We start from the raw sequence: 11,806 nt of genomic DNA on the forward strand, positions 1-11,806 counted from the left end.
GAGTGTTTTCGCCGCTGCTCAGCGGGCCGAGGGCCGCGCGAGCGGGACGGCTCTCACTGTCCCTTCGGCACGACGTCGAGCGGAGGCGCGTCGGCGAGCACCGCCCGCAGCGCCGCGGCGTCGGTCCGGGGCACCTGCACGAGGTGCAGCCTGCCGTCGCCGAAGTGGGCCAGCGCCCGGCCGGGCCGGCCGCCGGCCAGTTGACCGCGGGAGAGCTTGGCGCCGATGAGCTCACCGTCGCCGAGGCCCTGGGGGCTGAGCAGCGCGCCCTGCCGGTTGCGCCGGGCGTCGACGTGCCAGCCCCCGAAGCCGCCGGAGAGACCGTCGATGGTGCCCGCCATGACGAGGCCGCGGCCGGTCTCCGCACCGGTCCGGGCGATCTCGCCGAAGTCGCTGCCGGCGTCGCACTTGAGCAGTTGCTCCGCGTCGTCCAGGACGACCACGACCGGGCCGTCGCGTCCGTCGAGGGCCGTCGCGAGCCGCGCCGAGGTGAAGTCCTCGCCCGCCACCACGTCCAGCACGCCGGGCACACCGGCCAGGTCCCGCAGCGGCGACCGGCGCGGTGCGCCGATCACCACCGGCGTCCCGCGCTCGAGCAGGCCCGCGACCATCGTCAGCAGCGCGGTGCTCCGCCCGGAACGAGGCGGCCCGCCCAGTACGAAGGTGGGAATCTCGGACAGGTCGGGCCCGATCCCGGTGAGCTCGTCGCCGCCGACGCCGAACAGCGTCCACAGGGGACGGGCCGGCCGTGCCAGGCTGCGCGCCTCCGCGAGGGTCAGCTCCTCGGGCAGGACGTCGATCCGGAACGGCCGGGCGGTGTGGGGAAGAGCCTCGTCCCGCAACCGGGCCGCCGCGCCGATCTCCGCGAGCGCCCGCGCCTGCCCCTGACCGGAGCTGTCCTCGGTCAGGAGGGCGATCTGCGCCTCCGCGCTGTCGGCGGCCCGGATGGCCCGGCCCGACTCGATCTCCTCGGGCAGCTGCCGGTGGTTGATCCCGGCCATGCTGTAGTCGCTGCGCTCGGTGAGCCGGAGCACCAGCTTGTCGTCCGTGGTGGACGAGATCCGGGTGGAGAACATGGCCCGATCGCCGGCCAGCACCACGTGGATGCCGGCCCCGGAACCCTCGCGCAGCAGCGTGAGAAGCGCGGCCATCACGGTCCCGTTGTCGTAGTCGGCGAAGGTCTTGTCGAAGACCTCGAACCGGTCGAGGAGCACCAGGATGTGCGGCGGGCGCTCGCCCTCGGCCGCGCCGGCCCGGTACTCCACGAGGCTCGCCGAGCCGGTCGAGGCGAGCAGTTGCTGCCGCCGTCCCACCTCGGCGACGAGCCGGTTCAGCAGGCGCCCGAGCCGCTCCGCCTCCGTACGCTGCACGACGGCGCCGCAGTGCGGCAGCTCGTTGAGCGCCAGCAGCGCCCCGTTGCCGCAGTCGATGCCGTACAGGTGGACGTCGGCCGCGGAATGCGTCCGCGCCACCGCGCCCGCGATCGTCCGCAACGTCTGCGACCGGCCGCTGCGCGACGAACCGATGACGTGCAGGTGCCCCAGCGTCCCCAGGTCCAGCTCCAGCAGCACCTGCTCCTGCTGCGCCGGCAGGTCGAGCAGCCCGTACGCGACGGCGGGCAGGTGGTACCCGCTGCCCCGGGCGGCGGGCAGCGCGTCCACGGTCAACGCGTGCGGCAGCGCCGGAAGCCACGGGCTGTGCTGCGGCGGGATGGCGAGCTGGTCGTTGGCGCCCCGGATCGCCTCCACCAGGACGGCGAGGTCGGTCACCTCCGCGGACGGTTCGGCGTCGACGCCGGGTCGGGCCGGCGCCGACCGGCCGAGGTCGGGCCAGGACAGCGGCGCCAGCCACGGAGGCCGGCGCGTGGCCGTCCGGACGCCCGGGCGGAACCCGCCGACCCGACCGGCCTGGAACGGCACCAGCGACGACTGCGCGAGGCGTACGTACGCCCGGCCCGGCGTCGACTTCGAGATCGAGGCCGCGTCCGGGGCGTTCAGTACGTCCTGGCTCTCGCTGCTGTCGGTCACCCGCAGCGCGATCCGCAGGTTGGTGTTGGCCCGGATCTCCGGCGACACCACGCCGCCGGGACGCTGGGTCGCCAGCACCAGGTGGATGCCGAGCGACCGTCCCCGCTGCGCGATGTTGACCAGACCGGTCACGAAGTCGGGCAGGTCGCGGATCATCGAGGCGAACTCGTCGATCACGATCAGCAGCCGCGGCATCGGGGTCCGGGTCGGCTCCCGCCGCAGCAGGTCGACGTAGTCGTCGATGTCCTTCGCGCCCGCCTCGGCCAGGATGTGCTCCCGCCGGCGCAACTCGGCGGTGAGCGAGGTCAGCGCCCGGCTCACCAGGTGGGTGTCCAGGTCGGTGACCATGCCGACGGTGTGCGGCAGCAGGACGCAGTCCTTGAACGCGCTGCCGCCCTTGTAGTCCACCAGCACGAAGGTCATGGCGTCGGGCCGGTTGGCGACGGCGAGCGACGCGACCAGCGTCTGCAGCAGCTCCGACTTTCCCGAGCCGGTGGTGCCGGCGACCAGGGCGTGGGGCCCGTCGCGTTTGAGGTCGAGGGCGAACGGCCCGTCCAGGGAGACGCCGAGCACGGCCTCCGTGGTCCGGCCCCCGATGGTCCACCGCGCCGCCACGGCGTCCGGCTCCGGCGGCTCCATGCCGAGCACGTCGAGCAGGCGGCTCGCGTCGGGCAGCGCGCCGCCGTCGTCGGAACCCCCCGTGTCCCGCAACGGCGCCAGCGCGCGAGCCACCGTACGCAGGTGGTCCAGCGTGACCAGGTCCGGGTGGACGCCGGCGACCGGGTCGGCGAGCGTGCGGGTGACCAGCAGCGTCCCGTCGGCCTGTTCGGAGATGACCGCCTGGCACTCCTCCGGCAGCAGTTTCTCCTCGGCGTCGACGCAGATCGCGTACACACCGACGGACGGTCCCTCGCGCAGGATCTGCGTCACGCCCGGCAGGGAACGCAGCTTGCGGGCCCCGTCGAGCACCACGAGGACGTCGCGGAACGCGCCGTCGGCCCGCTCGGCGGAGCGGGCCGAGATGACGGCGACCAGCTCGGCGACCCGGCGGGCCAGCGTCTGGGTGTCCGCGCCGACGGTGGCGAGGGTGTCCTGGCCGTCACGTGGCCCCGTGTGCGGCAGCCAGCCGGTCCACGACCAGCCGTCCTCGTCGCCCGCACCGGCGAGCAGGTAGATCTGCAGGTCCTCCGGGCTGTGCAGGGTGGCCGCCTGGGCGACCAGCCAGCGGGCGGTGGTGCGCGCGGTCTCGCCTCCGGCGACGCCGACGACGCCGTGCTTGCGTACGGGAACGGTCGCCGGCACGTCGAGCGCGCTCCACCGGACCTCCCGCCGGTGCTCGTCCTGGCTCGGGTCCCGCAGCACCACGTCGGACGGAAGGTCGGCGCTGCCGGCGCGCAGATCGAGGAAGTCGGGGTCGGTGCGCCGCCGCTCCCACAGCCTCCGCTGCGGCCCGACGGCGATCAGCACCACCGACGCCGGGTCGGGGAAGTTGTGCCGCCGGGCCAGCCGCTCGGCGACCAGCGCCTCCTGGGCCTCGGCCGTGATCCGCTTCTTTTTCACCTCGTACTCGGCGAGGCGGGATCGGTACGTGGCGCGGCCCTGCCGTCGCGCCCCGACCTGGCTGGCGATCAGCGCGAGCGGTGACAGCACGGCGAAGAGCAGGGTGAGCGGGCTCCGCGTGACCAGGTACGCGGCCACGGAGATCACCAGCGGCGCCAGCACGGTGATCAGCGTGAGCGGCCGCCGCTCGGGCGGCGCCGGTGGCCCGGGAAGGGTGAACTGCGTGGTCCGGGCGGCGGGGAGCAGGCGCGGTGGCCGGTTGTAGTCCAGGCCGGTCCGGTCCTCGGAGATCTGGAGGGCGGCTTCCGCCCGGACGGGGCGGTGCAGCTCCAGCAGGGACGAGCCGACGGCGAGTTGCCCGCCGAGCGGCCACGGCTGCTCGCCGTCGAGTTCCACGCGGTCGAGCAGCAGTCCGGGCTGGGCCGGGTGCACCCGGCACTCGCCGTCCGGGGTGACCCGTAGCCGCGCCGCCACGGCGGCGAGCGAGGGATCGGCGAGTCGGACGCGGCTCGTGCTGGCGGCGCCGATCGTGTGCTCACCGATGTCGAGTTGGTGGACACCGCCGGCTCCGGTGCCGCTGACCACGCGTACCTCCAGCAGCCCCGGCGGTTGCGCGGGCGCCTCGGGCACGGGCCGGTCCAGGCCGAGCACCGTGCCCTGGCGCAGCGGCGCCTCGGCGAGGGTGAGCCGCGGGTCGAGCGGCGCCCCGGCGACGAAGACCGTCGGCGGGGTCGCACCGGACCGCGGGCGGCGGGCCGCCAGCGCCTCGGCGAGTTCCCCCACGGTGGTGTCGGGGTCGGCCTCCACCTGGTAGTCGGTGGCGGCGGTGGACGGATCCGCAACGGTGAGCAACAGGCGCACGGGTTTCTCCTGGTCGGATGGTCCGTCGGAGGAAACGGTCGGGGCCGCGTGGTGATCTGGTCACCACGCGGCCCCGGGGCCGTCCGTCGTCAGCGGCCGAGGCTGCTGGCGGTCTGGGTGTCGGTGTCGGAGAAGGCGTCGCTGACCTGCGTGAGGTACTGGCTGATGCCCTCCATGCCGTGCAGGGTCTGGTCCACGCTGCCCTTGTACTCCTCGAAGTACGGGCCGAACTGCTGCTGGGCGCCCGGGGTGTTGTAGCCACCCTGGATCAGGGTGTCGATCTTGCTCTTGGCCTGGGTCATCCCGTCCAGCAGCGTCTGCATGTTCTGCTTCAGCCAGCTCGCCGACTCCTGGATGTCCTCGCTGACGATGTGGTAGGTAGCCACGTTCCCGCTCCCTCGTGTCTCGGGGTCCTTCCGGCTGGTGAGGAGGTCCTTCGTGGACCGCCTTCCGCCGTTGCCGCCACCCACACGGATCCCGCCGCGGAACGGTTCAGCGGATTTTGTGGCGCGGTGACGGCGAGCCGCCGCCAGCCGGGTGAACCGGTTGCCCGCCGGCCGCGTGTGGGTGCCGGACCGGGCGAACGGCACGGTCCCCACCGACCACGAGGAGCACCGATGTTGCCGAGGGGCCGGATCGCGCGTACCGCGATCGCACTGACCAGCCTGGCGGCTCTGGCCGCGTGCGGCGACGAGGCGGCCGGCACGGCCGCGCCCGCCACGCCGGCGGGCGGCCAGCCCAGTCCGGCCGCCACCGTCGCCGCCTCCCCCGAGCGGACCCCGGAGGTGATCGACGCACCCGCGACGCCGTTGCCGTCGCCGACGGTGGCGAAGACCCAGCGGCGCGTGCAGATCTACAGCGGACCCGCCACCGTCCCGCTCTCCCCCGCTCCGGACACCGGGCGCGGCAGCACGGTCGTGCAGCTGAACGGCACCGCCTCCGGCGACATCGGCACGTACGTCGCGGACGGCAAGGGCATGACGCTCTACCGGTTCGACAAGGACACCGCCAAGCCGTCGAAGTCCTCCTGCAACGGGGACTGCACCAGGACCTGGCCGCCGCTGCTGATCAGGTCGCCCGGCCAGATCTACCCGAGCGGGATCAACCCGAAGCTGATCGGCTATGTGGAACGGGCCGACGGAACCTGTCAGGTGACGATCGGGGGCTGGCCGGTCTACCGCTTCGCGAAGGACACCAAACCCGGTGACATCAACGGTCAGGGCGTCGGCGGCACCTGGTTCGCGATCAGCCCGACCGGGGGCAGGACGCGACCGCTCCCCGAGGTGATCTCCGTGCCCACCACCGCCGCCGCCCGTTGAGCCGCGAGGAGACGACGATGACCGACGCGTACGGAAGCTCCGGATCCGGCAGCACCGGTGGGACGCCACCGCCGCCCCGCTGGACGCCCGCTCCCCCACCCCAGTGGGGCCCCGTCGCTCCCTCGCAGGCCGGCCGGGAGCGCCGACGGACCGTCTCCCCGAGGCTCGTCGCGCTGATCGCCGGCCCGGTCGTGGTGGCGGTCGCGGCGGTGGCCGTGCTCGGCCTGGTCTGGCCCGGCTTCCTGAACCGGAAGGTCTTCGACACGGCGGCGCTGCAACGCGGTGTGCTGACCGTGCTGCGCGAGGACTACCAGCTCGACGCGGACGTGGTCGCCTGCCCGGTCACCCCACCGGTCACCGTGGGCAGCCGCTTCTCCTGCTCCGCGCAGGTCGCCGGCCAGCCGCGGACGGTCACCGTGACGGTCACGTCCGCCGACGGTCGGTTCGAGGTCGGCCGCCCGCAGTGACCCGGCTACCTCCGCCCGGAGTCTTGGCAGGTCTGGCCGGCGTTGAGGCACGCCACCACCCTCGCCATGACCGGCTCCGGCATGAGGTTGAGGAAGAACGCGTGATCGGTCAGCGGGCTGTTGCGCTGGCCGTCGAAAGCGTCGATCCGGAACCGGACCCCCGGCGGCAGGTCGTACGCGAGCGTCAGCCGCAGCCGGGGCACCGGGAACGTGCCGTGCGGGCAGGAGCCGTCCCGGGCGGGGAAGACCAGGTGCGCACGGTGGGTCTCGCTGTCCAGCCGCCGGCCGTCCCAGCAGCTGGGGAAGTCGAAGACGCGCAGCACCCGGTCACCGGCGGGGCAGACGGGGTACGCGGTGGTACGCCGGTCGGGCGTGCTGGAACACGTCCACGTCGCCGCCGCGTGCGTCCCGCCGTTCGTGACGGCCACGGCGTCGCCCACCGTGCCGTCGAGCCGTGCCGGCATCGCCACCACGTTCCCGCTCGGGTTGCCCGTGAACGTGAGCGTCACGGCGGCGGGCACCTGGATCTCACCCTCGTGCCCGTCGTGACCGGCACCGCCCGCCGCCGCCGGCACGGTCCGCAGCACGGGCCAGTAGTAGGTGGACCGGTCGCCGTTGCGGCAGGTCGTGGCGGCCGAGGCGAGGCGCTCGGGTGTCGACCCGACATCGGTGGAGACGTTCCCGACGTAGTCGTGCACGTGGTGTGCCTGCCCCGGGTAGCCGGGCGCCGTCACGACGTTCGCGGTGTTGCGGTGGCCGTCGTCGTTGCGACCGCAGTCCCAGGTGTAGCTGCCGACTCTCGCGCCGGACGGCGCCGTCGTGTCGGAGCCGGACCGTACGGAACCGATGTCGACGAAGTCCGGACCGAGAAGGCTGGCGACCGGGGTGCGCCCGGCACTCTCCTCGCCGACGCCGTCGGTTCCCCGCGCCACGCCGACGCCGACGGTCAGCAACAGCAGCTCCAACGCCAGCATGACGGCGGCCCCCCGCCGTCGCGCCATCGCGCACTCGCTCATGGCCCGAAGGTTAGGCGGCGCGCGCGCCCGCCTCTCCTGGTGGGCTGGGCCTGTCAGGCCCAGGACCAGGGCAAACAGTCTTCACGCGGGGACCTGACCGGGCCGATGTGATGCGGATCAACAGCCGGCGACCGGGTGCCGTCCCACGTTGCGGGCTCGGATGCCCGAGCGGCCGTGCCGTCACAGGTCGTTCGGCTCGCCGGACTCCGCCACCGTCGTCCGGACCCGGCGCAGCGTAGCGTCCGGCGCCATGATCGCCGCACGCCACTGCTCCAGCGTCCGGCGTAGCGTACGGACGGCGGCCTGCAACTGGTGCACCTCCTGGCGCATCGTGGCGAGTTCCTCGCGCGCCGCCAGAGCCTCGCGTTCGAGCTCGCACACGCGGGTCCGCAACGGCTGGACCAGGGTGAGGGCGGCGTCGGTCAGCGTGTCGGCGGCGTCGGCCTTGAACTTGCCGCGCTGGATGATCACGGCGACGACGGCGGCCAGACCGCCGGCGCTGCCCAGCACACCGAGCCCGGAGAGCAGGGCCTGGACCCAGTGCGGAGCGGCCGGCGGCGGGGTGTTGCTCATGCGGACTCCCCTTCGGGCAGCGGGGTGGCGACGCTCTGACCGGCCAGCGCCAGGCGACGGAGGTCGAGGACGATCTGGCCGGACCGCCAGAGCGAGCCGGCCGAGACCGCGAAGATGAACGCCACCGCGGCGACGCCCTGCCGGCCGGAGACCGCGACGAGCGCCAGGCCGTACATGGCGGCGATTGCCCCGAGCATCAGCAGCGACGCCAGCTCGACGCCGAGTCCCGTCGAGAGCCGGCCGGGCCAGAAAATCCCGGCCAGCCCCATCAACCCGCCGACGATCAGACCGAGTTCCCAGCCGGCCTGGATCGGAGGCGGCATCGTCATGGTGACCGACGCTGGTCGGACGTCGAAGAGGATCAGGAGCACCCCGCAGACCGGTGCGCTCAGCAGGGTTGCGACCTCGAACGGCTGATGCCGCGAGCGGATGCGGGTGAGCGGCACGGTGACCCCCTCAGGCGGCGCCGAGCGGTACGACGCGGCGCCGTTGACGGGCCGTTGCTCCAGTCCTACCACCGGCCGGGAGTGGTCGTCCACTCGCGAGCCAGTCGTATTTCCGCAGCTCAGGTGGCATTCCACGACGATCTCCGACGGCTGCGGCGCAGGGCGCTCGACGGTCCGTCCCTGCCGCGGGTGGCCTCACGCGGAGCTAGTGGCGGCCTTCCGGGCCCGCTCGGCCCGCCGGCGCACCTGGGTGTACGCGCCGGTCAGACCCATGGCCCGGCGTACCTCCGTCACCGTCTGCCGCACCTCGCGGCGCGTCCGCTCGGTGCCCTCGACGATCAACTGGTCGACGAGGCCGCGGTCGGCGACGATCCGGGCCCGGCGTTCGCGGATCGGGTCCAGGAACCGGTTCAACGCCTCCACCAACGCCTCCTTGACCTCGACGTCACCCACCCGACCGGCGCGGTAGCGCTCCTTCAGCTCGTCCACCCGGGCCCGGTCGGGGTTGAACACGTCGTGGTACGCGAACACGGGATTCCCCTCGACGGTTCCGGGCACGTCCGCCCGCACCCGGTTCGGGTCGGTGTACATGCCCATGACCTTCCTCCGCACGCTGGCCGCGTCGTCCGAGAGCAGGATGGTGTTGCCCCGGCTCTTGCTCATCTTGGCCGCCCCGTCCGTGCCCACCAGGGACGGCGTGTCGGCCGCGACCAGCTCCGGCACCGGGAAGACCGGCCCGTAGAGGTTGTTGAACCGGCGGGCGATCTCCCGGGTCACCTCCACATGGGCGGCGTTGTCCTTGCCGACCGGAACCACCTGCCCCTTCACGCAGAGGATGTCGGCGGCCTGGAGCACCGGATAGCCGAGCAGCCCGTACGGCATCTCCTCCTTGCCGGAGTCCCGGGCCATGTCCTTGAGCGACGGCACCCGCTCCAGCCGGGGCACGGTCACCAGGTTCTGCAGGAGCGTGTTCAGGTCCCCGACCTCGGGGATCGCGGACTGGAGGTAGAACGTCGCGCGCGCCGGGTCGACGCCCGCCGCGAGGACGTCGGTGACCATGTCGCGGGCGTTGCCGGCCACCCGCTCGATGTCCTCCCGGGTGTTCCTCGTGGTCAGCATGTGCAGGTCGGCGATGATGAAGAAGCTTTCGTAGCGCTGGTGGAGTCGCACCCGGTTGGCGATGCTGCCGACGTAGTGGCCGAGGTGCAGCTTCCCGGTCGGGCGGTCTCCCGTGAGCATCCGTTCGACGGACATGGCGGTACGCCTTTCGTGCGTGAATGACGGCGGGTCTGCGCGAGCGCGCACGGCGGGGCCGGGTCGACCCCGCCTCTCGTGGGAATGGGCCCAGTGAGCCCGCCCGCCATCAGCGGGAAAGGCTCAGTGAGCCGACCGCCATCGCGCGCCGTCGCGGAACCGCAGGCCGCCGGCACGAAGGACGTCGATGATCTGCTCGCGGCCGTCGCCGCGGTCGGCCGGGCCGAAAGGTACGCCGAGCGGGAGACCGTCCATCGCCACGACGGTCTCCGGCGTGCAGGTGCTCGGCCGGGCCATGAACATCACCTTAACGCCGCCGCCCCGGCCGGTCAGCCCCGCCGGTAGCTCTCCGCGTAGTAGCCGCCCACCCGGTCGCGGTAGTCCGGCCGCGTGTACTCCTCCGGGTCGAACGCCGGGGAATCCTTCACCTGCTGCCGTGTGCGGTCGACGTGCACCGTCCGGGCCAGGTGGTCCACGCGCTCGATGGTGCCGACCGGCAACAGCACCGTTCGACCGAGGATCCAGGGCCCGGTGTCCACGACCAGGTAGCGGGGGTCCGCCTCGTCGCTCGCCCTGTCGACGGCGCCGATCCGTCCGTCGACGGCCGCCACCCGGTAACCCGTCAGGTCGATGGGAGTCCCGGGCCCCGGCGCGTCCGGCCCGCCGTCGCCGTCCGGGGCGGCGGGAGGTCCGGCGTCGGGGCTGGCGCCGGAGTAGCCGCCGGCGAGTGCGGACGGGTCCCGCCAGACCCAGGGATCGAAGGATGGGGATGACATGTGCGCACCTCCGGTCGTTGTCACTGACCGGTTCATCAGTGCCCGCCGGGCTCCTCGGGGAAACGGATCCGCAATTGCGAGTTCACGCCGACGACCCGGCGAGAAATACGTCATAGCGTCCTCGTGCCGGTGGTTCCCGGCAGGTCGCCGCAGGTCAGCGACGTGATGACCGCCCGACCGCACATCCCTCGGGAGGGCGGCGTGCCCGGCCGCCACATTCGTCCCCGTGATCGTCCTCGCCATTCTGGTCCCGCATTCACACCGGCCACGAGAACAGAGGGGGACGCAGATGTACCGCGCCATTCGGCGACTCGGGATCGTGCTCGCGCTGACCGTGGTGCTGGTGGGACCCCTCGGGGACGCCGACCCGTACGCAGGTCTGCCTGGCCGCCGAGCACCTGCCCGCCGAGCTCGACGACGGGCTCCGGCTCCGTGCGACCGGGCCGAGCCGGGCGTACGTCCGTGGCGGCTGTGCGATCTGGGGCGGGTACCTGGCGGACCCCGGCGGCGCGAATCCACCACCAGCGGGCGAACCCGCGTCGGTGGCGTGGGGACCTGCTTCTGACATGTCTCGTCCTTCGGTGGGGGCCGTTCCGGTCACCCGGTCGAGCGGGGGGCGCCGGGCGTGCGCGCTGGCATACTGGGCTCCCATGGTGCTGTCACGTGGCTGGTCCCTCCTTCTCGCCGGAGTGGGCATCTGGTCCTGGGTGATCTGGCCGAGGTTCGCGGTCGCCATCTGGGACGACCCGGCGTCCTGGTCCGGCGGTGTCTCCGGAGCCAGCGCGCCCACCGGCTTCCTGTGGATCCACGCGTTCCTCATCGTCGGGTCGCTGACGCTCGGCAGTGCGGTCGGCGTGCTCGGCGTCCGGGGGTTGCTCGCGGCGCGGCGCCGGCGCGCCGTCCCGCCTGCCTGACCCACCGGCGTGGCCGTCGTGGTGCTCCGAGTCGGTGCCCGGCCGCCTGACCAGCGGAGATAGTCCGCCGAGGATGATGTGACGCGGGACGCCGCCCCCCGATTTGACGATCATGACCGCGGACGCGTAACTTTCTCTCTGCCAGCGCGGAACGGGGCAAACGGGACGAAACCCCGGAGGCTCCGGACCGGGAATGGCACCGGGACCGGAGGGGTTCAAACCTCTACGGCCCCGAACCCGGGTGGTGCCCCGGATCCGCCGCGAGGCGGATTTGGTGAGGCGGAACCGACCGGGTAAGGTGGACGACCGGCAGGGCACCGGGCGAGATCGCGGGAGACCGCGACGGCCGGCCTGCTGAATCCGACGACCAAGCACAGTGGCTTGCCGCTGCGCGTGTTCGACGGCGCCTACCCGTACGAAGCACGACAGACCGGGACAGACCGGTTTGACACGGCGGAGACGGTGAGGTAACGTAGTAAAAGTGCCCGGCGCGAGAGCGGCGGGTGTGGTTGGACGAAATGCCCCGGACGGGGGTCCTCCTGGTGGGGGGTTTCCGGATGGTGTGTGGTTGTTCTTTGAGAACTCAACAGGGT

At 72.9% G+C, this 11,806-nt stretch carries 11 protein-coding genes; 3 read left to right on the forward strand and 8 right to left on the reverse strand.

Annotated elements, in window-relative coordinates:
- Positions 1-53: 53 nt before the first annotated feature.
- Together D7193_RS29980 and D7193_RS33585 are read right to left on the reverse strand one after the other, a co-directional pair.
- Positions 54-4,448, reverse strand: a complete 4,395-nt coding sequence (locus D7193_RS29980; protein ID WP_120783000.1) for an FtsK/SpoIIIE domain-containing protein — start codon at positions 4,446-4,448, stop codon at positions 54-56.
- Positions 4,449-4,537: 89 nt separating this feature from the next.
- Complete coding sequence (locus D7193_RS33585; protein WP_158674886.1) at positions 4,538-4,834, reverse strand: WXG100 family type VII secretion target; 297 nt, start codon at positions 4,832-4,834, stop codon at positions 4,538-4,540.
- A 231-nt stretch (positions 4,835-5,065) separates the two neighbouring features.
- Here D7193_RS33585 and D7193_RS29990 point away from each other — a divergent pair, with 231 nt between their 5' ends.
- Complete coding sequence (locus D7193_RS29990; RefSeq protein WP_120783001.1) at positions 5,066-5,767, forward strand: hypothetical protein; 702 nt, start codon at positions 5,066-5,068, stop codon at positions 5,765-5,767.
- A gap of 17 nt (positions 5,768-5,784) precedes the next feature.
- On the forward strand, positions 5,785-6,234 hold the full coding sequence (locus D7193_RS29995; RefSeq protein ID WP_120783002.1) for a DUF4333 domain-containing protein: 450 nt from the start codon (positions 5,785-5,787) through the stop codon (positions 6,232-6,234).
- A gap of 5 nt (positions 6,235-6,239) precedes the next feature.
- Here D7193_RS29995 and D7193_RS30000 read toward each other — a convergent pair whose 3' ends face one another.
- The 6 genes from D7193_RS30000 to D7193_RS30025 form a co-directional block, all read right to left on the reverse strand.
- Positions 6,240-7,250 (reverse strand): DUF1996 domain-containing protein, encoded by a 1,011-nt coding sequence (locus D7193_RS30000; RefSeq protein ID WP_120783003.1) that lies wholly within the window; start codon positions 7,248-7,250, stop codon positions 6,240-6,242.
- 180 nt (positions 7,251-7,430) lie between these two features.
- Positions 7,431-7,823, reverse strand: a complete 393-nt coding sequence (locus D7193_RS30005; protein ID WP_120783004.1) for a hypothetical protein — start codon at positions 7,821-7,823, stop codon at positions 7,431-7,433.
- A complete protein-coding gene (locus D7193_RS34415) occupies positions 7,820-8,341 on the reverse strand; it encodes a hypothetical protein (RefSeq protein ID WP_241563624.1) in 522 nt (173 codons plus the stop codon). Before D7193_RS34415 ends, D7193_RS30005 begins: the two co-directional genes overlap by 4 nt.
- 123 nt (positions 8,342-8,464) lie before the next feature.
- Positions 8,465-9,523: a tryptophan--tRNA ligase gene (gene trpS, locus D7193_RS30015; protein WP_120783005.1), complete on the reverse strand. Its 1,059-nt coding sequence runs from the start codon at positions 9,521-9,523 to the stop codon at positions 8,465-8,467.
- 123 nt (positions 9,524-9,646) lie between these two features.
- Positions 9,647-9,820, reverse strand: coding sequence for a hypothetical protein (locus D7193_RS33590; RefSeq protein WP_158674887.1), 174 nt, complete (start codon positions 9,818-9,820; stop codon positions 9,647-9,649).
- Positions 9,821-9,852: 32 nt separating this feature from the next.
- Positions 9,853-10,299 carry a PRC-barrel domain containing protein gene (locus tag D7193_RS30025; RefSeq protein WP_120783007.1) on the reverse strand — a complete coding sequence of 149 codons (447 nt, stop codon included), beginning with the start codon at positions 10,297-10,299 and terminating at the stop codon, positions 9,853-9,855.
- Between the two features lie 650 nt (positions 10,300-10,949).
- Between D7193_RS30025 and D7193_RS30030 the strand changes: the two genes are divergently transcribed.
- Positions 10,950-11,213, forward strand: coding sequence for an SCO4848 family membrane protein (locus tag D7193_RS30030; RefSeq protein ID WP_120783008.1), 264 nt, complete (start codon positions 10,950-10,952; stop codon positions 11,211-11,213).
- Positions 11,214-11,806 lie beyond the last annotated feature (593 nt).

Source organism: Micromonospora costi (assembly GCF_003626655.1).
Taxonomy (GTDB): Bacteria; Actinomycetota; Actinomycetes; order Mycobacteriales; family Micromonosporaceae; genus Micromonospora; species Micromonospora costi.

Excerpts from the sequence above, each read along its gene's own strand:
- D7193_RS30025 (WP_120783007.1), bottom strand. The coding sequence starts at position 10,299 with ATGTCATCCCCATCCTTCGATCCCTGGGTCTGGCGGGACCCGTCCGCA.
- D7193_RS29995 (WP_120783002.1), top strand. The coding sequence starts at position 5,785 with ATGACCGACGCGTACGGAAGCTCCGGATCCGGCAGCACCGGTGGGACG.
- D7193_RS29990 (WP_120783001.1), top strand. The coding sequence starts at position 5,066 with ATGTTGCCGAGGGGCCGGATCGCGCGTACCGCGATCGCACTGACCAGC.
- D7193_RS30000 (WP_120783003.1), bottom strand. The coding sequence starts at position 7,250 with ATGAGCGAGTGCGCGATGGCGCGACGGCGGGGGGCCGCCGTCATGCTG.
- D7193_RS33590 (WP_158674887.1), bottom strand. The coding sequence starts at position 9,820 with ATGGCCCGGCCGAGCACCTGCACGCCGGAGACCGTCGTGGCGATGGAC.
- D7193_RS30030 (WP_120783008.1), top strand. The coding sequence starts at position 10,950 with ATGGTGCTGTCACGTGGCTGGTCCCTCCTTCTCGCCGGAGTGGGCATC.
- D7193_RS30005 (WP_120783004.1), bottom strand. The coding sequence starts at position 7,823 with ATGAGCAACACCCCGCCGCCGGCCGCTCCGCACTGGGTCCAGGCCCTG.
- trpS (WP_120783005.1), bottom strand. The coding sequence starts at position 9,523 with ATGTCCGTCGAACGGATGCTCACGGGAGACCGCCCGACCGGGAAGCTG.